The 20,140-nt window shown below is 68.6% G+C and carries 22 protein-coding genes; 9 read left to right on the forward strand and 13 right to left on the reverse strand.

Going from position 1 to position 20,140, the window contains the following annotated elements; translation table 11 throughout:
• The first annotated feature begins 4 nt into the window (after nucleotides 1-4).
• On the forward strand, nucleotides 5-307 hold the full coding sequence (locus ACLQ3C_RS05465) for a hypothetical protein (RefSeq protein ID WP_425704023.1): 303 nt from the start codon (nucleotides 5-7) through the stop codon (nucleotides 305-307).
• A gap of 26 nt (nucleotides 308-333) precedes the next feature.
• Here ACLQ3C_RS05465 and ACLQ3C_RS05470 read toward each other — a convergent pair whose 3' ends face one another.
• From ACLQ3C_RS05470 to ACLQ3C_RS05490, 5 genes are all read right to left on the reverse strand, one after another.
• Nucleotides 334-1,335: a DUF5926 family protein gene (locus tag ACLQ3C_RS05470; RefSeq protein WP_425704024.1), complete on the reverse strand. Its 1,002-nt coding sequence runs from the start codon at nucleotides 1,333-1,335 to the stop codon at nucleotides 334-336.
• 46 nt (nucleotides 1,336-1,381) lie between these two features.
• Nucleotides 1,382-2,173 (reverse strand): glycerophosphodiester phosphodiesterase, encoded by a 792-nt coding sequence (locus ACLQ3C_RS05475; protein ID WP_425704242.1) that lies wholly within the window; start codon nucleotides 2,171-2,173, stop codon nucleotides 1,382-1,384.
• On the reverse strand, nucleotides 2,170-3,102 hold the full coding sequence (locus ACLQ3C_RS05480) for a DUF4328 domain-containing protein (protein ID WP_425704025.1): 933 nt from the start codon (nucleotides 3,100-3,102) through the stop codon (nucleotides 2,170-2,172). The genes ACLQ3C_RS05475 and ACLQ3C_RS05480 overlap by 4 nt, the downstream gene beginning before the upstream one ends.
• Nucleotides 3,103-3,194: 92 nt before the next feature.
• Complete coding sequence (locus ACLQ3C_RS05485; RefSeq protein WP_425704243.1) at nucleotides 3,195-3,527, reverse strand: rhodanese-like domain-containing protein; 333 nt, start codon at nucleotides 3,525-3,527, stop codon at nucleotides 3,195-3,197.
• 420 nt (nucleotides 3,528-3,947) lie between these two features.
• The gene (locus ACLQ3C_RS05490) at nucleotides 3,948-4,796 is read right to left on the reverse strand and encodes a S49 family peptidase (RefSeq protein ID WP_425704026.1); all 849 of its coding nucleotides are present in this window, start codon (nucleotides 4,794-4,796) and stop codon (nucleotides 3,948-3,950) included.
• 71 nt (nucleotides 4,797-4,867) lie between these two features.
• Between ACLQ3C_RS05490 and ACLQ3C_RS05495 the strand changes: the two genes are divergently transcribed.
• Entirely contained in the window at nucleotides 4,868-5,626 is a 759-nt protein-coding gene (locus ACLQ3C_RS05495; protein WP_425704027.1) for a VOC family protein, read from the forward strand.
• Between the two features lie 9 nt (nucleotides 5,627-5,635).
• Here ACLQ3C_RS05495 and ACLQ3C_RS05500 read toward each other — a convergent pair whose 3' ends face one another.
• Both ACLQ3C_RS05500 and msrA read right to left on the reverse strand, forming a co-directional pair.
• Entirely contained in the window at nucleotides 5,636-6,727 is a 1,092-nt protein-coding gene (locus ACLQ3C_RS05500; RefSeq protein ID WP_425704028.1) for a winged helix DNA-binding domain-containing protein, read from the reverse strand.
• 10 nt (nucleotides 6,728-6,737) lie between these two features.
• Nucleotides 6,738-7,439 (reverse strand): peptide-methionine (S)-S-oxide reductase MsrA, encoded by a 702-nt coding sequence (gene msrA / locus ACLQ3C_RS05505; RefSeq protein WP_425704029.1) that lies wholly within the window; start codon nucleotides 7,437-7,439, stop codon nucleotides 6,738-6,740.
• A gap of 120 nt (nucleotides 7,440-7,559) precedes the next feature.
• Here msrA and ACLQ3C_RS05510 point away from each other — a divergent pair, with 120 nt between their 5' ends.
• Together ACLQ3C_RS05510 and ACLQ3C_RS05515 are read left to right on the forward strand one after the other, a co-directional pair.
• A complete protein-coding gene (locus ACLQ3C_RS05510) occupies nucleotides 7,560-7,712 on the forward strand; it encodes a hypothetical protein (RefSeq protein ID WP_425704030.1) in 153 nt (50 codons plus the stop codon).
• A 264-nt stretch (nucleotides 7,713-7,976) separates the two neighbouring features.
• Nucleotides 7,977-8,606: a superoxide dismutase gene (locus tag ACLQ3C_RS05515; RefSeq protein ID WP_425704031.1), complete on the forward strand. Its 630-nt coding sequence runs from the start codon at nucleotides 7,977-7,979 to the stop codon at nucleotides 8,604-8,606.
• 120 nt (nucleotides 8,607-8,726) lie between these two features.
• On the opposite strand, the gene ACLQ3C_RS05520 is transcribed toward ACLQ3C_RS05515, so the two are convergent.
• Both ACLQ3C_RS05520 and ACLQ3C_RS05525 read right to left on the reverse strand, forming a co-directional pair.
• Entirely contained in the window at nucleotides 8,727-9,476 is a 750-nt protein-coding gene (locus tag ACLQ3C_RS05520) for an energy-coupling factor transporter transmembrane component T family protein (RefSeq protein WP_425704032.1), read from the reverse strand.
• Nucleotides 9,473-11,689 carry an ABC transporter ATP-binding protein gene (locus ACLQ3C_RS05525; RefSeq protein WP_425704033.1) on the reverse strand — a complete coding sequence of 739 codons (2,217 nt, stop codon included), beginning with the start codon at nucleotides 11,687-11,689 and terminating at the stop codon, nucleotides 9,473-9,475. The genes ACLQ3C_RS05520 and ACLQ3C_RS05525 overlap by 4 nt, the downstream gene beginning before the upstream one ends.
• 214 nt (nucleotides 11,690-11,903) lie before the next feature.
• Here ACLQ3C_RS05525 and ACLQ3C_RS05530 point away from each other — a divergent pair, with 214 nt between their 5' ends.
• Nucleotides 11,904-12,425, forward strand: a complete 522-nt coding sequence (locus tag ACLQ3C_RS05530; RefSeq protein WP_425704034.1) for a peptidase — start codon at nucleotides 11,904-11,906, stop codon at nucleotides 12,423-12,425.
• A gap of 107 nt (nucleotides 12,426-12,532) precedes the next feature.
• Nucleotides 12,533-13,264, forward strand: a complete 732-nt coding sequence (locus ACLQ3C_RS05535) for a TMEM165/GDT1 family protein (RefSeq protein ID WP_425704244.1) — start codon at nucleotides 12,533-12,535, stop codon at nucleotides 13,262-13,264.
• Between the two features lie 15 nt (nucleotides 13,265-13,279).
• Here the strand turns inward: ACLQ3C_RS05535 and ACLQ3C_RS05540 are convergent, their stop codons facing one another.
• The 3 genes from ACLQ3C_RS05540 to ACLQ3C_RS05550 are packed head-to-tail and all read right to left on the reverse strand — an operon-like array spanning nucleotide 13,280 to nucleotide 15,597.
• Complete coding sequence (locus tag ACLQ3C_RS05540) at nucleotides 13,280-14,527, reverse strand: MAB_1171c family putative transporter (protein ID WP_425704245.1); 1,248 nt, start codon at nucleotides 14,525-14,527, stop codon at nucleotides 13,280-13,282.
• Nucleotides 14,527-15,033 carry a hypothetical protein gene (locus ACLQ3C_RS05545; RefSeq protein WP_425704035.1) on the reverse strand — a complete coding sequence of 169 codons (507 nt, stop codon included), beginning with the start codon at nucleotides 15,031-15,033 and terminating at the stop codon, nucleotides 14,527-14,529. Before ACLQ3C_RS05545 ends, ACLQ3C_RS05540 begins: the two co-directional genes overlap by 1 nt.
• Nucleotides 15,034-15,081: 48 nt before the next feature.
• A complete protein-coding gene (locus ACLQ3C_RS05550; RefSeq protein ID WP_425704036.1) occupies nucleotides 15,082-15,597 on the reverse strand; it encodes an XRE family transcriptional regulator in 516 nt (171 codons plus the stop codon).
• A gap of 775 nt (nucleotides 15,598-16,372) precedes the next feature.
• On the opposite strand from ACLQ3C_RS05550, the gene ACLQ3C_RS05555 reads away from it, so the two are divergent.
• Complete coding sequence (locus tag ACLQ3C_RS05555; RefSeq protein WP_425704037.1) at nucleotides 16,373-16,678, forward strand: hypothetical protein; 306 nt, start codon at nucleotides 16,373-16,375, stop codon at nucleotides 16,676-16,678.
• On the opposite strand, the gene ACLQ3C_RS05560 is transcribed toward ACLQ3C_RS05555, so the two are convergent.
• Nucleotides 16,604-18,484: a TM0106 family RecB-like putative nuclease gene (locus ACLQ3C_RS05560; RefSeq protein ID WP_425704038.1), complete on the reverse strand. Its 1,881-nt coding sequence runs from the start codon at nucleotides 18,482-18,484 to the stop codon at nucleotides 16,604-16,606. The two genes, ACLQ3C_RS05555 and ACLQ3C_RS05560, sit on opposite strands and share 75 nt — an antisense overlap.
• Nucleotides 18,485-18,670: 186 nt before the next feature.
• Between ACLQ3C_RS05560 and ACLQ3C_RS05565 the strand changes: the two genes are divergently transcribed.
• Both ACLQ3C_RS05565 and ACLQ3C_RS05570 read left to right on the forward strand, forming a co-directional pair.
• Nucleotides 18,671-19,384, forward strand: coding sequence for a DUF6474 family protein (locus tag ACLQ3C_RS05565; RefSeq protein ID WP_425704039.1), 714 nt, complete (start codon nucleotides 18,671-18,673; stop codon nucleotides 19,382-19,384).
• Nucleotides 19,385-19,481: 97 nt separating this feature from the next.
• Nucleotides 19,482-20,123: a hypothetical protein gene (locus ACLQ3C_RS05570; protein WP_425704040.1), complete on the forward strand. Its 642-nt coding sequence runs from the start codon at nucleotides 19,482-19,484 to the stop codon at nucleotides 20,121-20,123.
• The last annotated feature ends 17 nt before the right edge of the window (nucleotides 20,124-20,140 follow it).

Below are 20,140 nucleotides of genomic sequence, written 5' to 3' on the forward strand. Positions count from 1 at the left end.
GCCCATGGCTTCATCGCGCATGAACCCTCGACCCGACCGTTTCACCACGGTGCCCCGATGGTTTGCCGCATTGGCAACCGTCTACGGCACGGCGCTGACTTTTCTGGCGGCCGCTTTCATCCTGGGCGCGAGCACCTGGTCGCACACCGCCACCGCCAGCGCCAGTGCCATCGGCGACGGCTTCGCCCACTGGTGGCCGTCGGCGAGTCTCGCGGCGGCCATCGTGGCCATCATCCTCGTCAGTTTCGGGGTGGCCGCGTCCCGGCGGCGCCGATCGCACGCCCGGGCCCGGCTGCCGCGCCCGTAGACTTCCGGTCCCCGCGAGGGCTCGGCTCAGCGCAGGGTGACCTGCCGGCCCCGGATACCGTCGCGGGAACTGCGCTCGTCCAGAGTCAGTTCCGTCGTCGCGGCGAGCGCCTCGGTGAGTCGGCCGTCGAACCGGTCGAGCTCGTCGTACCACTCTTCGTGATGACGTTCGTTGTCGAGATCGAAGACCGGGACCAGCAGGCCGTGGGTCCGGAACGAACCGGCAAACCGCGAGCCCTCGCCGAGGCTCAGCTGCCCGGCCGCATGCAGTCGTGCCAGCGCGGTCATCACTTCGTCCTCGGGTTCGGGACGCACCCAGCGCAGATGTGCGCGTTCGCCCGCGTCGACCCACCACGGTGCACCGTTGCCGCTGCTGACATGCATGCGCGCGGTCGGCAGCACGGTGTCATTGGCCCGTTCGAGCATCGCCGCGATCTCCGGCGGCACCTCGTTGCCGGGCGGGAACCACCACGCGAAGTCGCCGTGCACGACGATCTCCAACTCCGCGTCGGCCTTGAGCACGTCGGTCAGCGCCGGCCGCGCGGCCCCGTCGGGTGTGGTCTCACCGCCGTGCCGATATTCGCCACCCGGGCCGGCATGGGCGGCCCACGCGATGGCCGCGGCCAGCGCACCACTCAGGTCATCTGGGTCGGGATCGGTTTGCAGCGCCACCAATGCCTCGGTGGCACCGCTTATCTCGCGGGTGATGCCGGCGACCGCACCGGGCAGGATGGTGGCGAGCACGACCTCGTTGCGCGCCCCTTCGGGGGCAGGCGGTGCGATCGCGGTGTCGTCGGGGAGTACCGAGGTCAACTCGGGTCGCGGCGGTCCCGGTTCGACGAGGTCGAGCACCGCGGTCGCCGACGGGACGAAGGTGTGCAGCGCCACCAGATCGCATTCGGCGGCGAGACCGGCGAACGGGCGCGGGGGCGGCGCGAGGGCTGCGGCCTGGCGCTCCTTGCGTGCGGCAACCCGCTCGGCGCGATTACTGCCCGGACGCGGACCACTGCCCCGCTTGCTCTTGCCCATGGCTCCACCTTCTCACGGGCGCGCTGCCCGGCGGCATCGACCCGAATCAGTCGACGGTGACGAGCCAGTCCCGCACTTTCTGCGGGTGATCGGTGGCGATCCAGCGCACGCCGAGATCGGCGCACAGCTGTACGTCGGCGACGTCGTCGACGGTCCAGCAGTAGGTGACGCGGCCGGCCGCGGCCGCCTTGTCGACGATCTCGGGATGCAACCGCAACGTCTGGATCGAGGGGCCGATGCCGGTCGCCCCGACCGCGGTCGCCGCACTGCCGCCGAGCACCCGAGCGGTCTCGCCGAGGAGGATCGTCGGCAGGATGGGCGCGTGGCGGCGGATGCGCCAGACTCCGGCCGAGGAGAACGAGATGACCACGGCGCGACTGTGATCGGCCGACGGGGGTGCGGCGACCCCGAAGTTGTGCAGTTGGGCCAGCAACTGTTGTTCGACGAGGCTCCCGAACCGCACCGGATGTTTGGTCTCGATGAACAGCCGCACCGGCCGGCGCCAATCGAGGGTCAGGGTCAGCAATTCCGCGAGGGTCAGCACCGTGGCCGGCTTGCCCGACGGATGCCAGCTGCCGAAGTCGAATTCGCGCAGCTCGGCGAGGGTCATCTCGCTGACGATGCCCGTGCCGTCGGACGTGCGCTCGATGGTGCGGTCGTGTACGCACACCAGCTCGTGGTCGGCCGTCAGGCGGACGTCGCACTCGAGCCCGTCGGCACCCTGCTCGAGCGCGAGTTCATACGCCTGGAGGGTGTGCTCCGGCAGATCGGCCGACGCCCCGCGATGCGCGACGACCGCGGGTTTACCCGACCGTGAGACCTGCTCGGCGACGTTCATCCGACGACCACCCATCGATGTGCCGGAACCTTTTCCGGCGCGGCGGTCGGTGAGAACACCGACGGCAGCCGGGACGCGGCCCAGTAGGCGAATGCCGCCGAGACGGCCGCACAGAGCACGACCATGAACAATGCGTTCGCGCCCGTCTGGATCGAGCCGGACGCTGCCCCCACCCACCAGGTGATGACGGTGGCGACGGCGACCGCGTTGACCACCGCCCACCCCACCCACAGCTTTCGCAGGTGCGCGAGCGCCGCGCCGCGCGCGACGTCGTCGAGGGTGGCGGCGGGTTCGTGGAGCAACAGGGCCGCACCGGCCACGTTGACGAGGGGGATCGCCGCCAGCGGGATGATCTGCCAGCGCGGACGGGGATCGAAGAAGCCGCGGTCGGCGAACACCCCAGACCGGACCGCAAGTAGCCAACGAACGAAAATGACTGTCGCATAGACGTATCCGGCAATTGCGAGCGCACCGGAGGCCAACACCAGGACGGTACTGAGTGCGATGAGCCAGCCGGGCAGCGTCGTCGAACGATTGACCACCAGCAACAGGTACTGCAGCAGATGGGCACACGTCGACGCGACGAATGCGGCGCCGGCGATCTGCAGTGCGGTGGTCAGCGCCGCGCCCAGACGCGCGCGTACATTCGGCGTCTGGTCGGCGGCGTCCGGGGAATCGAGCAGGCCCCATCGGGGGAGGTAGGCGTAGCGCGGGATCGGCCGCGGCCCGACACGACGCGGTGGGCGCGGCGGCGGCAGCGTACCGGCCGGGCGGCGTGCCACCCAGCGAACCTGCCTGCTGCCGTACATCCGCGGCGCGCCGCCGCCACGGTGGGGACCTCCCCCGCCCGGCCGCGGCGGCGGGGGTGGCACCGGGGCCGGCGACCGAAAGGCTGCGATGACGGCCGCGGCCTGGGCGTCGGAGGCCACCACGGTGAGCGGACCACCACACCGTGGGCACCGGGTACGGCCGTCACGGTGCGGTGCCTGGATGCGGCAACGCGGACAGAGATCCTGCATGCTCAGGCCGGCCCCGTTCCGGTCTCGACCGGCTTGCCGCCCTCACGCCACGCCATCATGCCGCCCCGCACACAGGTTCCGTCGTAGCCGACCTGCTGCAAGTACTGCAGGACCCGCAATGAGCGGCCGCTGGACAGGCAGATGACATAGAGGTCGGCGTCGGAATCGATCTCGCCGAGTCGCGCGGGAACCTCCCCCAACGGGATGTGCATGGCACCGCGGACGTGCCCGTCCGCCCATTCGTCGTCTTCTCGGACATCGAGCAGCAGCTTGTCGGTGTGGGCGCTGAAGTCGTCCGGCAGCTCGGTTACGGGGACCTGCGGAATCTCGCCGATGCTCACGAATCCATGGTCGCACAGCGCCGCCGGTACCGGCGTCGGCCTGTCGAGGAGTTACTGCGCGATCTGGCGGGTAAAGACTCCGAACCAGCCGCGCGACGCTCGATTTGACAACGTCAACCCCGGCCACAGCCGACTATGCACCCCTGCATAACGCTATCCACATGGGGTTCGGTATCGACTGTGATGTGCAGCACAGCGCGAGTGTCAAGTTGTGGATGAGACTGTGGAATCTGTGGAGAAATGATCGTGGTCACTTGATCAAGTGTGATGGCGATCACGGGTTCGCAACAGTAACGCGTCAAAGTGTTCACGTCAGTGCACTCCGCGGATGTCGCGCATCATTCACAGCCATCCCCAGTGCCTGTGGATAACTTGGGGACAACAACGCATATTTGTCAGACCGGCGCCAACAGGTCAGTGCAGACGCACTGCACTGGCGCGTTCGAGGGCGTTCACCGCACCGCCGATGAGCGACTCGGCCACCACCGACGCCCGGACCTGATCACCGACGACGCGGGCCAGCAACGGCTTGGGCGTTTCGATGACGGTGATCTCCGCGTCGGGATAGTGCTCGGCCACCACCGACCGCATGACACCGATGCCGTCGACGAGCCCGAGTCGGGCGGCGCGCTCGCCGATCCACACGTCGCCGTTGAACAAGACCTCATCGGCGGCGTCGAGCCGCTTACCGCGACGCTGACGCACCCACCCGATGAACGACTCGTGCAGCTGGCGTTGCAGCCCCTGTAACCACTCGACGTCGTCGGCCTTCTCCGGGGAGAAGGAATCGAGACGGGTCTTGTTCTCGCCGGCCGAGTACAGGCGTCGCTCCACACCGAGGCGACTCAGGACGTCGACGAACCCGAATCCCGACGACACCACGCCGATCGATCCGATCAGGGAGGTGTGCGCGGCATAGATCTCGTCGGCCGCGCAGGCGATCCAGTAGCCACCGGAGGCGACGACGTCCTCGCAGAACGCCAGCACCCGCACGTCCTTCTCCGACGCGAGCTGACGGATGCGTTCGGCGATGTACTCCGACTGGGTCGGCGAGCCGCCCGGCGAGTTGATCACGATCACCACCGCACGCAGGTGCTCGGTATCGAAAGCTCGTCGGAGAACCGGCTCGACGCTGGTGGTCGACAATCCGGATCGGCCGGGACCACCCTGCCCGATCGCCCCGTCCAAGCGCACCACCGCAACCTTGTCGGCCCGTTTGTGGGCCAGCTTCTTCGCGATTCGCCCGATCGGTCCACGACTCATCCCGCCGAGTCTAGGGCGTCGCGCAGCGGCGTGTCCCACCGGCGCGGCCGGTCCGCCCCTACACTGCTGACGTGCAGATCCGGTGGCTCACGGCATACCTCGACTTCGCCGCGGCGCAGTTCGGGACCGAGGTCACCTACTGGCGCGCCATCACCGGGTCGACCGTGTCGCCGCCGCGCGGGCCCCACCGCGAATTCGCGACGCTCGAACCGTTCACGGGCGACTCCCACCTGCGGGTACAGCGCATCGAGGAGGGCCCCGGCGGCGTCCACCTCGACATCCACCTCGACGACCCGCGTCGCGCGGCCGTCGAGGTGACCGAACTCGGCGGCAGCCTCGTCGCCGACCATCCCACCCACCTCGTCTACGAGTCGCCGGCCGGCATGCGGTTCTGTCTCGTCCCGGTTCATGGCACGCCGCGGCGCTCCGGCCCGATCCGCTGGCCCGAGGACACGATCTCCATCATCGATCAGATCTGCATCGACGTGCCGCCGACGATGTTCGACCGTGAGGTCACCTTCTGGTCGCTGCTCACCGGCCGGCCGACCCGTCCCGGCTCTCGTCCCGAACTCATCGGATTGCGCCGCGATCGGGCACTCGGCCTCGGAATCCTGCTGCAACGCTTGGATTCCGGCACCGGCGACGACGGCTTCCCGGTGCGCGCGTCGGCGCATCTGGACCTCGCCACCACATCGGTGGTCGACGAGGTGGGCCGCCACGAGGGCTGGGGCGCGACAGTGGTGACGCGCTTTGCGCACTGGACGGTGATGGCCGATCCGGTCGGCCGTCGCTACTGCATCACCGACCGCAATCCCCGCACCGGACAGTGACCCACCCACTCACCGTTCCCGGGACAGCCACTCCGACAACCACTCTCCGAGCCGCGACACCTCGTCGTCGAGTTCGGCCCGCACCTCCGGCGATCCGCCGGCGAACAACTCGGTCTGCACCACCGTCGAGCCCGGCGGGATCCGCCACACCCCGGCCAGCCGGCCGTCGACGAGGATGAAGCCCGGTGAGCGTCCGTTGGGAGTGACGGTGCGACCGAACAGATCGTCATCGGCGATGCGCACCCGATCGCCCTGGGCGACGAGGATGTGGTCGAAAGGCGCGATCAGCCGTACCGGCGCAGGTTGGTCCGCATCGGCGAGGTCGAGCCCCTCGAGGTCGTAGAGCATCTGCCCGTGCGGACCGGTGTAGACGGCGAGCTCCCAATCGCGTTCCATCTGTTCGACGAGACCGCGCAATTGGCGTAGTCCCGACCATTTCTGGATGGCGCCGATCGACGCCGGGCCGAATCCGCGCAGGTAGAGCCGGATCAGTTCACGACGCGCCTCATCCCCGTCGAGCGCCGGCTCGCCGGGACCGATCCAGTCGTCGAGGAGCCGATAGGTCGGCCGCCCACTGCCCTGCCAGAGTCCGCGCGGCGGGATCTGCACCAGTGGCAGTGCGCAGCGCGCGATCCCGGTCAGCGTCGACGGGTTCTCCCCGGGATGCCGTTGCGCCAGCTCGCGGCCGAGTTCGTCACCGGTCATCGGCGCGGCCCGCAGCAACTCGACGGCGTCGGCGATCACCGGCGGGGACGTGGTCGAGACGAGCTTCGGCTCGTACGCCGCACGCAGCTCACCGTCGATCACCGGCTGGGCGAGCGGGCGAATCCAGCGGGCATCCTGGCCGTCGACGAGAAAGATGGTGCTGCGCAGCAACGCGATCCGCACGATCTCACGGTCGATGAGCAAGGCGTCGAGCTCAGGCGGCTCGAATCCGTCGATGCGGCAATGCAATCCGAAGAACGCCGATGCGGGATCCTGCGATTGCATACCGACGAGACGATCGATGACCTCGATGGCGTCCTCGTCGACGCGCGCGAGTAGATGCTGGCGTTGCAGCAGCGTGCGGTTCCACTGCCCCGCGGTGATGGGTTGGGCCACCTCGGAGCGGTCAGCCCCCGAAGCCGACGCCGGTGGCGGCGTGGCAACGGTACCCGTGTGGATTCTTCGCCAGGTACTGCTGGTGGTAGTCCTCGGCGTAGTAGAAGTGGCCGTCGCCGGCCTGCTCGAGCGGCGCGATCTCGGTGGTGATCGGCCCGAGTCCGGCGGCGTCGAGCGCCTTCTGGAACGTTTCCGCGCTCGCACGGGCGATCTGGGCGTCGGCCGCCGAGCTCGTGAATATCGCCGAGCGGTACTGAGAGCCGATGTCGTTGCCCTGCCGCATCTCCTGGGTCGGGTCGTGGTTCTCCCAGAAGATCCGCAGAATGCCGTCGAGGTCGATCCGTGCCGGGTCGAATACCACCAGCGCCGACTCCGTGTGACCGGTGCGCGCGGTGCAGGTCTCCTCATAGGTCGGATTGGGCGTGAAGCCCCCGGCATAGCCGACGGCGGTCGTCCACACTCCCGGCACCTGCCAGAAGATCTCCTCGACGCCCCAGAAGCAGCCACCGGCCAGTACCACCGCGTCGAGACCGTCGGGGAACGTGCCGATCCCGGTGCCCTGCTCAGGGGAATCGCCGCGCATCGGATGATGGGTGATGATGTTCTCCGCTGCCTGCTGCACCGGCGTCGTGCGGCCCGGCAACGCCGCGTCGGCGCTGATCAATTGCTGTTTGGCGGAATGGGAGGACAGGAGCTCGGCAAGCCACGACATGGTCCGATCCTACGCGGCGAACTTCACGCGAACTTGAGCCCGCAGATCAACCGCGTCTATGATGGCGACGGCGGATGTGACGACCGTCACTTGACGCAGCCCGTACCCGGAGGACAGATGATGGCCACTGACGCGACTCGCAATCTTCGGCCATCGCGGTCGGCAGGCCGGCCGGTCGGCCGGGTCGCCTACGACGTCCGATCGTCCTGCATCGGCATCGGGGTCAGCATCCTGGCGCTCGCCGTTCTGCTGCTCGCCCTCGCACTGCTCTGAGGATCGCCGGGGTCTCCACGAATTCGATGACCGGGATTCGACGCCCGACGTGATCGCGTAAAGCGTTGTGCGCGAGCAGATTCGGGCGTATTCCTCATCGGGATACTTCAACTCGGGTTGAAGTATATTGGCGCGCGTTTGTTGCATTCCCCCATGTACTGGGGAAGGGTGGAACCATCCGCGAGGCGGCGTCCACCCGGGCGATCACGCGCGTGTCGATAGTGAAAGCAATACCCGAACGGTATGTGCGAAGAGAGGATTACCGTGGCTGAATACACCTTGCCGGACCTGCCTTATGACTACGCGGCACTGGAGCCGCATATCTCCGGCAGGATCATGGAGCTCCACCACGACAAGCACCACGCCACCTACGTCAAGGGCGCCAACGACGCCCTCGACAAGCTGGCCGAGGCGCGGGCAGACGGCTCGATCGCCGGAAAGGTCTACGGACTGTCGGCCACCCTGGGATTCCACCTGGGTGGGCACACCAACCACTCGATCTTCTGGAAGAACCTGTCGCCCAACGGTGGCGGGAAGCCGGAAGGCGAGCTGGCCGCCGCGATCGACGACCAGTTCGGTGGCTTCGACCAGTTCCAGGCCCACTTCACCGCTGCGGCGACCACACTGCAGGGGTCGGGCTGGGCGGTCCTGGCCTATGACACCATCGGTGGCAAGCTCGTGATCCTGCAGCTGACCGATCAGAGCGGGAACATCCCCGCCGCGATCATCCCGATCGTGTTGCTCGACATGTGGGAGCACGCCTTCTACCTCGACTACCAGAACGTCAAGCCCGACTACGTCAAGGCCTGGTGGAACGTCGTCAACTGGGCCGACGCCGCCGAGCGCTTCGGTCGTGCGACCGCTCAGGGCAAGGGCCTCATCGTCCCCGCCTGAGTTCTTTCTCTCCTTCACCGCCGACGGCGGCCGACTCCCTGCCGGGGGTCGGCCGCCGTTCGTGTCAGCAGGACCGCGGCGCCGAAACACTCGGCCCAACAGCCTTCGTCGGCGATCAGCTCAAAGCAGCACCGTCGCCGTGATGGCGCCCGCGCAGGCGGCGACGATCACGACCAGCACCACCGCATCGGTCAGATGCGGCCGGGACGGATAGGCGGTCAGCCTGCCGGTACCGCCGCGCGCGGTGATCGCCTCGGCCATCTCCTCGGAGCGGCGCAGCGCCGAGGACATCGCCGCCACCACCATGTCGATGATCCCCATCTCCGCAGCCGGATGACCCGAATCGGCCGGGGCCTTCGGCCGCAACCGCTGCGCCGCCCGCAACAGTCGCAGTTCCTCGATCAACATCGGCAGGCCACGCAGACACAGTGCGATCGAGACGGCCCACTCGTCGACGGGCAGACGCAACCAGCGCAGCGGGCGCATCAGGGTCGCGATGGCCGGCGACACCTCGGCCAGTGGCGTCGTCCAGATCACCAGGATCGAGGTGGCCACCAGTACCAGTCCCAGTGCGGTGGCACGGGCAAAGATGACCACCGCCGACAGGCTGACGGCCGCGTTCACCGCCGCCCCGACGAGGATCAGCGCCCAGAACCACCAAGGCGGACGCGGAATCGCACCCAGCGGGATGCCCGCGAGCAGCGCGGTGATCAGCAACGTCGCGGCGACCAGACCGAGCGCGGGCCAGGAGGGCAGCACCCAGGTCATCGCGCTGAGGAGGAACACGACGATGAGTTTCGTTCCGGCCCAGAGCCGGTGGATCACCGAGTCGCCGGGTACCTGACGTAACGGAACCGTGCGCATCGTCATTCGCGGTGCCCCTTCCCTCGGAACACCGACGGCCGGGCCGCATCGGCCCCGTCGTGATGATCGCCGTCCATGGGGTCGCCGGCACTCTCCGCGCCGGAATCCACCTCGTCCTCGCCGCCCTCGGTGAGCACACCGTGCACCAGATGGACGCGACGATCGCACACGTCACCGAGTGCGGTGAAGTCGTGGGAGATGATCACGATCGTCATGCCGGCGCGGCGTAGACCCGCCAGCACGCCGATGACCTCGGTGCGTGCGCCGGGATCGAGTCCGGCGAGCGGCTCGTCGAGCACCAGCACCTCCGGCTTACGGGCCAGCAGTCCGGCCAGGACGACTCGGCGCATCTGTCCGCCGGAAAGCGAATCGGTGCGTGCCGCCGCGATCGACCTCGGCAATCCGACCGACTCGAGCACGCGGGCCACCTCGTTGGTGCCGACCTTTTCGCCGCCGGCGGCCATGATCTCCTCGCCGACATTCTGCTTCTGGATCTGCAGCCGGGCGTGCTGAAACGCCAGCCCCACCTCGCCGACGCAGCTGGTCACCTGCTGGGCGGTCTCACCGTCCGGTCCTGTCCCGTCACCGACGAGTTCACACTTACCCTCAGACGGCGCGATGAGGCCGGCCATTATCCACGCGAGAGTTGTTTTGCCCGAACCATTTCCGCCGACGATGAGTAGCCCGTCACCACGATTGACGGTCAACGTCACCGCATGCAGGGCCGTCACCGCCCAGGGCGAGCCCGCCAGATAGGTGTGCCCGACCCGATCCAGGCGCAGCACCGGGCGCCGATGGCCGATCGCGTGGGCCGCGCCGACCGTCTCGGGGGCGGACTCCGCGGCCGCGCCGGCGCCCGGCATCCACGCCGGTGCCTGCGGCGCCACCCGGCCGTCGACGATGTGCACGACGCGGTCGGCGGCCACGGCCTCCGACGCGCGGTGGGTGATGAGCACGACGGCCACTCCACGCGTCCGGGGCAGTTCGGTGAGCAGCGCCATGATCTCCTCGCGGCCCTGTGGGTCGACCATCGAGGTCACCTCGTCGGCGATCAGCAGCGCCGGATCACGGGCCAGTGCGCCGGCGATCGCCAGGCGTTGTTGCTGGCCACCGGACAGATCCGACGTCTCGCGCTCGCCGAGGCCCGACAAACCCACCTCGGCGAGCAGTGCATCGACGTCGACGTTCGCCTCGGCCGGAAGGCCCCAGACGACGTCGTCGGCGACCCGCGAGCCGAGCATCTGCGTCTCGGGGCGCTGCAGCACCATCGCGGTGCCGCCGAGCCGGCCGAGTCCCGCCGCACCCGGGCGGCTCACCGTGCCCGTCGACGGGTGCCGGCCGGCGAGGATCTTCGCCAGCGTCGACTTGCCCGAACCGTTCGCGCCGACGACGGCGATGAATTCGCCGGACTCGATGGTCATGTCGATACCGCGCAGGATGCGGCGACCGCCCGGCTCATAGGCGAATTCGACGTCGTGTAGCGCCATCGGCAGTGGTGCGATCGTGGCGTCGTCGGCGGCCGGGGACGCCGCCTCCCCGGAGTCGATGGTGTCCACGCTGCTCACGTCGGCCAGCCGTTCGATCACCGAACCGAGAATCCACCAGGCCACCACGATGGTGATGAAGGTGCCCACGGCCCCCGACACGAGCACCCACGCCCACCAATAGTCGACGACACTGGATCGAACGCTGTTGAGCCCGTGGGCGATTCCGCTGCCAATGGACGGGATCTTGCCGATCCAGCGGGCAGCACCCTCGATCGAGTTGGAGAGCGCGGCGAGCACCAGTTCCCGCAGCGGCCGCAGGATCAGCAGGATCAGCACGGTCACCGCGGCCACCACCGGCGCGGTGAGCAGCGCGGCGAGCAGCATCGTCGGGGCGCCCCGGCCGCGGCGTTTGATCTCGCCGATGATGCCGCCGAGCACCGCCGACCCGAACACCGAGATCGCCGCCCCGGTGCCGGCCATCGCGAAGGCCACCCCGGTCGTCGCGATGGCTGCGGCAACGGTGGCCCGCGGCCGGCTGCGGGCCGCGATCAGGGCCAGCGGCACCGGCGCGAGTACGCGCACCGCGCTGGCGAGTGGGATGACCGCGGCGATGACGACCGTCGCCACGGCCAGGCCCCCGAAGATCGCGATCGAAGCGATTTCGACCGGGCGCAGCGGTCCGCGGGGCACACTCGCCTGCCCCGCCGGCAGGGTCTCGGTCTTTGGTCGCACCCATCCAGTGTGCCTGGGCCCACCGACGTCCGATCCGACGCGTCGGGCTTGCGCCCGGCCGCGGTGGCGCGGCGGCGACCACCAGGGGGGTGCCGGATAGGTAAAAGTACCGTCACATCCGGTGATTCGAGTTGTCCGTGGTGCGCATCGGGAGGATATTTTCTTCACCGGTTGTCCGCGGCCGGTTCACCGCACCTCGCAGGAGGGAGACACCATGCAGTCGACCCCGATCGGGCTCACGCCGGTCCATCAAGAAGGTGAACTGAACGGCATCCTCATCTCCGGGCGCTGGCCGGAGTCGACTCTCGAGTGGACCCAGACGCTGGTGGCCTCGGTCCGCATCGCGTGCCGTCCCGGTTTTCTGCCCACGACCACGATCTTCGGCGTCGTCGAGGACCGTCCCGATGAAGCCGACGACGACGCCGTGGGCATGATGGTGGCCGTCGGCAACGTGGTCGACGACAGTTTCCTGGAGGCGGGACGCTTCCTCACCAATCCGCCGGCACTGCTGATGCTGCACCCGCCGTCACGCACCCGGCCCTCGCTGCCGGAATGCTCAAAGGTCGCCTCGGGCTGTGTACTGCTACCGGGTCTGCCCGAACTCGGGCTCGAACACCGCGCGGGCTGGGCCGAGGCGGAGGCCGACGGAACCGTGGTGAACCTGCGCAATCAGGTCGGCATCGACCCGAACGCCGACCCCGATACCGCGGTGTTGGCGATGCTGCTCGCCGCCTGAGACCCCGTTTCAGGTATCCCCAACTTTCATTTTTGGGCCTCCTACCTGCACAAATGTGGGTTGGCGAGACGTTGCGCCGCGAGTGAGGCATGTCTAACCTGGCCGACGTGATTGCTGCCCTGCTCTTGAGTTTCGGCGTGATCTTCGTCGCCGAGCTCGGTGACAAGTCGCAGCTGATGGCCATGACGTACGCCTTGCGCTACAAGTGGTGGATCGTCCTCGCGGCCATCACCGTGGCCACCACCGCCGTGCATGCGGTCTCGGTGTTCTTCGGCCACTTCCTGGGCCTGTCGATCCCGTCGGACCTGATGTCGATCGTCGGCGGACTGGCCATGCTGATCTTCGGTCTCTGGACGCTGCGCGGCGACGACCTCGACGAGAACGAGAAGGCCCGGGCCGAGCGCGTCGGCGCGTCGGTGTTCCTGGCCGTCATGTCGTCGTTCTTCCTCGCCGAACTCGGCGACAAGACCATGCTGGCCACCATCACCCTGGCCGCCGACAACAACTGGGCCGGCGTCTGGATCGGGTCGACGATCGGTATGGTCGCCGCCGACGCGCTGGCCATCGTGGTCGGCATGACCGTGGGCAAGCACCTGCCCGAACGCCTCATCGCCCGCGGCGCGGCGGTGTTGTTCTTCGTCTTCGCCGGCTGGCTGCTCGTCGAGGGGCTCTCGTCGGCCGGTACGCCGGTCATCGTGGGGACGATCACCGCGGTGGTCGCGCTCATCGGTGTCGGCTCGGTCTACATCCGGTGGGTGCATCGTCGCCGAGAGCGCGACCGCCGTGCGCAGGCGGCCCTGGTCCCTGCGCATGGGCACCCGGACGACGCGACCCGCTGAGGCGCCCGCCGCCGATCAGCCGGTCGCGCCTTCGGGTTCCTCGCCTTCGGGGTCCTCGCCTTCGGGGTCCTCGCCTTCGGGTTCCTCGCCTATCTCGGGGAGCGCGGCGAGTGCCGCCGACAACTCCAGCAGCGGTGCGGCATCTCCTTCGAGGCCGTCGCCGACGGCCGGCAGCACGTCACGTACCGCTCCCGAGCGCATTCCCTCGTCGGTGCGGCGCGCGGCAGCCATGCGCACCATCGCTGCCCGGACCTCGGTCGTGGCGTAGTCGAAGGCGTCGGGCAGGAAGGGGCCGAGTTGGGTGATCGCGTCGCGGATCTCGATCACCCGGCGATGCAGCAGTGCCGTCGGCGAGATCCGTCCGGTGTCGGGCAGAACCACCTCGGGGACGGCGCCGGTCACCAACTCCCACAGCGGCAGCAACTCCTGCGCGTGGCGACGGCGGCGCCGGCGCGCGGTGAGCCCGTGCCATTTGGCGTGCACCATCGGGAAACTGATGCCGATCAAGAAACCCACGACGCCCAGCGCCTCGACCCATCGGCTCGTGGCCAGCAGCCACCCGGCGTCGGCGACCCCGGTCGCATTGCCCAGCACGTACAGAATCTGGATGACGGCACCGACCGCGAGCAGTGCCAGCCCGGCGATCAAGATGGTCAGCGCGGTGCGGAGGTATCCACCCGATAGCGCCAGATACCTCCGGACGCTGCGCACACAGGCGGAAAAGCCGTAGGCCAGATAGCCGCAGGCGATGAGATAGAACAGGGCGTAGCCCCAGTTGGTCAGCGTCCAGTGACTCAACGATGCTTCGCGCATATTCGTCGGGACGAACGTGAGACTGACCTGCAGCCCGACGAGGGCGGCGACGAGGGGCACGGCCTCGACGCCCGCCCGGCGCTCGCGACTGACCTTCGCCCCCGGATAGAAGAACACCACGATGAGCGAGGCCACCCCGAGCGCGAGCAGACCGTAGAAACACAAGCGCGACGCGCCGGCGACGATCCAGTCGTCGATCGTGTGCGACGCCGAGTTGTTGCTCACCACGAAGGCCAGCGTCAGCGCGGCCACCGCGACCGTCATCGCCAGCGCTTGCAGACCGCCACCGTGGCGTCGGATCTGATCGATCCGCCAGCACAGCGCCGCGGTGAAGGCGACCAGCGCCAACACGTTGATCGCGGCCGGGGCCGTCAGCCAGTGCGCGGCGAGGGTGCCGCCCGGGTGTGGGTCGGCTGCGCCGAATCGGGGGATCCACGCCTGCCCGGACATCACAGCCACCCCTTGTGGCCTCCGAGGAGCCGTTGCAGTCCCCGCACGTCCGGGTGCGCCGAGGTCGCGCCGACGCCGTCCCGCGCTTGCGCGGCCCAGGTCAGGATCATCGAGGCCACCGTCTCGGCCTCCCGTTCACGCTCGTCGTCATAACACGTGCGCTGTAGCGAGGAGTCGGCGTCGGCGTCGCTGAGGCCGGCGAGCACCGCAGGCATGTCTGCGAGCATCTGGTGCCCGCAGATCAGATGGGCGAACTCGTGGATGACGATCTGGTCGCGATGCCAGCGCGTGGTGTTCGCCTGGTGAAAGAAGTAGTCGGCGTCCTCGGCGGCAAGCCACACGCCGTTGGGCACCCCGGCAGGCAGCGGGTGCGCGAGCAATCGGATCGGCCGGCCGCGCTGTGCGCCGTACCGCTCGCAGAGCTGGTCGACGTCGAGCGGCAGATCGAGTCCGAGCGGACCGAGCACCGACCGGCACAACGACCACATGGCGCGCGAACTGCGCATCGCGGAGATCTCCTCATCGTGGCGGAACAGGCCGCGGCGACGCAGGGATCAGTCCTCGATCTCCTTGCCGCCGACCACGCGCAGGCGCGCGTCGGCCTGCTCTTCGGTCAACCCGGCAGCCACGATATCCGGTGGGTCCTTGGGCAGCCCCTGCTGATCACGCAGCACCTTGATCAGTTCGTTGACCACGGTCACCGAATCGCTCGACAGACCGGCCAGCCGAAAGGCCGCGAGCTGCACGTTGGTGTCGGCCTGTAGCCGCATCAAGTCGATCTCATCGCGGGTGCGCTGAGCTGCGCGGTCCTCGAGGAAGTAGTGCACATCGACCCCGAACGCAGCCGCGATCCCCTCGACCGTCCGGAACGACGGCGACTTCGCCTTACCCGAGCGCAGCTGGCTCAGGTAGGACTCGCCGAGCCGAAATCCTCGCTCGGTCGATCGCGCAGCGATCGCCTTCGCGCTGTAGGCCCGGCCGTTGGGGCCGGGCACTGTGCGGAACAGTTCTTCTAGTCGGCGCGCGAAAAGTCCCGGGTCGGTGTCGACCGGCCTATCGGCAGCCCCCATCGTCGTTCCTGCGGGCCGTTCATCGCCTCGTGACATCATACCTTCTCCGAAACCTGAAACTTGCATCTGCAAACATTAAAGACCGTAAACCGAGAGTTCCGCAACGGCCAGCTATCATCAATCATTGCTTGAACCCCCCACAACTTCTACTTCACCCGCATGGCCAGCACACCAGAAGGTTTTGTGGCCTTGATCACAATCAATGTTGCAGATGTCCATTGGCCGTGATCCATCTGTGACCCTACAGTCACAGATCGGTGAATTCGAGGCGAACACGAACCACGAACGCAGGAGACAGGCGATGGGATTCCACCGGACACCGCGGGCTCGGTGGTGCCGTGTGAACCGGCGCCCTGGTCTCCTGGTCTTCGGGCTCCTGGCCATGCTGATGCTGACACTCGGTGCCGGGGTCGGAGTCGCCGTCGCCTCGCCCGGCGAATCCGGCGAGTCGGGCACGCCGTCGGGCGATTCATCGGTCGGCACGGCGACACGCCCGGGGGGATGCCACTGGCACGGGGACTGCTGTCACCACCACCATCACTGTGAGACTTCCTCCCCGACGACCACAACCGAGCCCGCGACCACCCCCACGCCGACGACGCCCACGACCACACCCGAATCCAGCACAGATGAATCCACCACGACCCGCCGGCACCGCGGCGGTGGCGTCGTACCTCCACGGACCTCGAGCTCGGCACCGTCGAGCAGCCGCGGCACCCCGGACCTCGACCGGTCGCCTCACCCGCCTCCGTCGGCCGCCGCGCCCATGCCGCCGGTGGTGCCGGTCCCGGCGGCTCCTGCGCCGCCCGCTGCGAGCCCCGGTCCGGCCGGCACCGGCTCGAATCCGGATGCTGCGAGCCCCGGCCCGGCAACGAGCGGACCGGGATCCGGCCCCGCCGCGCCGCGACCGGCGGTGCCGGCGCCCGGAACCGCCGAGCCCGCCCCGCAGCCGCGGCTCACGCTCGCCGCGGTCGGTGGCTTCCTCGGCGACATCTCGCCCGGACTCCTACTGCTGCTCGGTGCGGTCGCCCTCGTCGGAACCGGGCCGTTCCTCGACGCGCTGCGCTCCACCCGCCTCTGACCGGGCGGCCACGCCCGCCCGCCGGAAGGCCAGCAGGTCCTGCTGATAGGGGATGCGCCGCGCGGTCTCGTCGTCGGACCAGTCGCGGTCCATCCATTCCCGCAGCACCTTGGTGGCACGCACATCGTCCTCGTTGTATGCCAACAGCCGATCACGTTGGGAGAGATCGAGTTCGGTGCCGGCCAGCCCGACGGCGGCCTTGTACCAGTCCATCGACGCCGCGCCGCCGGCTTCGTCGTCGCGCCAGGTGAACCCGGCGACCGGGGCCACCTTCTTGAGGCCCTTGCCCTGCGGGCACACGAAGTTTGCACCAACCGCCTCGAAGATGTCGACCCACTCCGGCGAATCGATGAATGCCTGGACCTCCCCGCGGGTCGGGACGCCCTCGGCGCCGACGAATCGATCCGCCGACGACAATAACCACCGATTCTCGGCTTGCTGGGAATAGCAGTACGCCGCAAAGGTTTTCCCGGCCGTGTGCGCATCGTCGCGTTCGGTGGCCAGCCAGTCCCAGAACTGCGCGAAGGAGTGGGCCTCGTCGGCGGTCGGCAGCGGGTGCCAGGTGACGAACGGGCGGTAGCGCACGGGCCGGTCGCGGTCGACCCGGTCGGTGAGCAGCGTGCCCCACATGTAGGCGCCGTCCTCGCCGTAACTCTCCATGTCGACGTCGACTTCCACATCGGCGCGCTGCACCCGGGGTTGCGGCCGGCGGCGGATCAGCGGGATGTCGGCGAGCCAGGCGATCGCATTGGTCACCGCGTCGTCGAAGGTGCCCTTCGGCGCCCACGTCTCCGGTGCCGGGCCCTCATGGTGCGCGAGTCGGTCGATGGTGCCCAGACCCGCCTCCGTCAACACCTCGGCCTGCGCACCGGAGACGACGAGACTGACGTCGCGGCGGGCCTCGAGTTCAGGGCCGCACTTCTCCCACCACGGGCAGCCACGGCATTCCGAGACACGCCGCGGGGTGGTCCTCACCGCCCCGGAAGCGATGTCCTGCCGACGTTCGAACACCGTCCGATAGTCGGACAACGACGCGCCGATGTGGTGCACCACGATGCAGTCGGCGTCGAGGCCGATCACCCCGGCTCGCAGCTCGCTCTCGGGCACCGAAGGGGCGAGCCCCTCGTCGAGCAGCATCTGCGTGAGGTGGGCCAGCCGGAGTTGGTCGCGGCGGTGACCACGCACGCTCCGGTACGGGTCCGGGGCCGGAATCCAGCCCCACAGTGGACTTGTGAGAACTTCGGGACTTGTGAGAACTTCGGGACTTGTGAGAACTTCGGGACTTGTGAGAACTTCGGGACTTGTGAGAACTTCGGGCCTGGTGAGAACTTCGGGACTCGTGAGAACTTCGGGACTGGTGACCGCCTGCGTCGACCCCTCGACGGACGCGCGTCGACGCTGCCTGGCGGGGTGGGACGCACGGTGATTGACAACGATGATCGGGAGGTAGCCGTCACCGACACGGACCAGGAGTTCGGAGTGTCCGCGTCGGCCGCGCTCGCGGTCGGCGGGCAGGGTCGCATTCCAGATCCATCGGGCACCGGCGGCGCAGGCACGCAGAGTGCTCGCCGACCGTTCGGCGCCCGGGCCGGGGGCGACGATGACGAAGGTGTTCGGCGGCTGGTCGCTGTGTATCGCACGCAACAGCTCGCGGACCCGGTCGCGGTGGCGCGTGGCGGCCTCGGTGCGCCGTGCGGCCTCCGGGGTCTGCGGACGGTCTCGCATCACGCCGGGATGCGTCGCATCCAGTGCGAGACGATGCTCGCAGCCGGCGAGGTCACGTGCATGGAGCAGCGACGATCCCATTCTCTCCTCACCTCCTCGTCTCCCCGCGTGGGCATCATCGGACGACGATGTGCCGTATCCGTCGTCACAGCCCGCCCACGAGCCTATGTAATGCTTGTGGCAGCAGGTGCACCCTTGCGGTCGCGCACGCCAGGTGGCGGTCGTGTAGGTGCGCGTTGATCGGCAGTCCCAGCGAAAGGTGCACCGATGGGTTTGTTCTCGTCTGACCGTAGGAGCCGCGCCGAGCGGCGGGTCGAGGCCAAAGCAATCAAGGCCAAGGCGAGGCTCGAGGCGAAGTTCGCATCCAAGGAACGCCGCAAGGCCGTCAAGGACCGCCACAAGGCCGAGCACAAGCTGCGTGACAAGGAACTGAAGAGGCAGAGCAAGGCCGCGAAGAAGGCGGCCAGAGCCGCGCGCAAAACCGGCAAGGCACAGGTCAAAGTGGCGCAGGCCGAGGCCAAGACGGTGGCGGCGAAGTCCAAGGCCGACGCCGACGCGAAGCCGTTGAGCCCGGCCAGCGTGCGCCGCTATCTCACCGTCGGCCGGCTCGTGGCGCCGATCGTCGCGCCGGTCGTCTACCGGGCCGCGGTCGCCGCGCGTGGCCGGCTCACCACGATGCAGGCCGAACGCGCCGGCGTCACGCCCGATGTGTTGCGGAAGTTCTCCGGCCACGGTGCAACGCTGTCGGCGCGGATCGCCACCGCCCGCACCTCGGTGGAGAAGGTTTCCGCGAAGGACACCTCGGCCGACGCGAAAGCGTTCGTCGACGCGATGACCGATCGGCTGGACAATCTGGCCATCGCCGTCGACGCCGCGGAGTCGATGTCGGCCGGTCAGCGCCGGACGGCGCATCGGGCGATAGAGGACGAACTCGGCGCCATCGACGCCGACGTGCTGGCCCGGCTCGGGGTCCGCGCCTGAGCCTCGCCGCGGGCGGGTGTCGTGGTGAAACCACATCGGACACCCGTGTCTAGGATTGACTTCGCCACGCCAGCGACACGCAAGGGAGCGACTCGATATGACCGACCCGAATCCGCGCGAAGTGCCTGAACCGTCGGCTTCTCGGCCGGCAGACGACAACGCGGCGGAGACGGGTGGCACGGGGGCCGCCGACCAGCAGCAGTCGACAGAACAGCAGAACCCGCCAGAACAGGCGCAGCCGAAGGCGGCGCCCGCGAAGAAGGCGCCCGCCAAGAAGACCCCTGCGAAGAAGACGCCGGCCAAGAAGACCCCCGCGAAAAAGGCAGCCGCGAAAAAGGCACCGGCCAAGAAGACCGCCGCGAAGAAGGCGCCGCCTGCCAAGCGTCCGGCTCCACCCGCGGGTACCGCACCAGCCAAGAAGGCACCTCCGAAATCCGCACCGCCGGCCGCGCCGCACGTCGAGCCCGAACTTCCCTTCGACGAATCGGCAACAGCGGCCCCGGTTGATTCCACACCGGTCGACCCCACACCGGTTGATTCCACACAGCTGACGCCGGACGCTCCGGCTATCGTCGACGTGGTCGCCGAGTCCGATGCTCAGCAGGCCACCTTCGCGCAGTTGCGAGCCGGCGCACCGACCGAACTTCCTTTTCCGGTGCGTGTGCCTGTCGTTGTCGGCGCCGGCCTGCTCGCGGCCCTGCTCGTACTCGTCGAGGTGCTGCGCCGACGCCGCTCCTGAGCCAGGCAACCGACCGG

The organism is Gordonia sp. DT30, from assembly GCF_049844915.1.
Lineage (GTDB): Bacteria > Actinomycetota > Actinomycetes > Mycobacteriales > Mycobacteriaceae > Gordonia.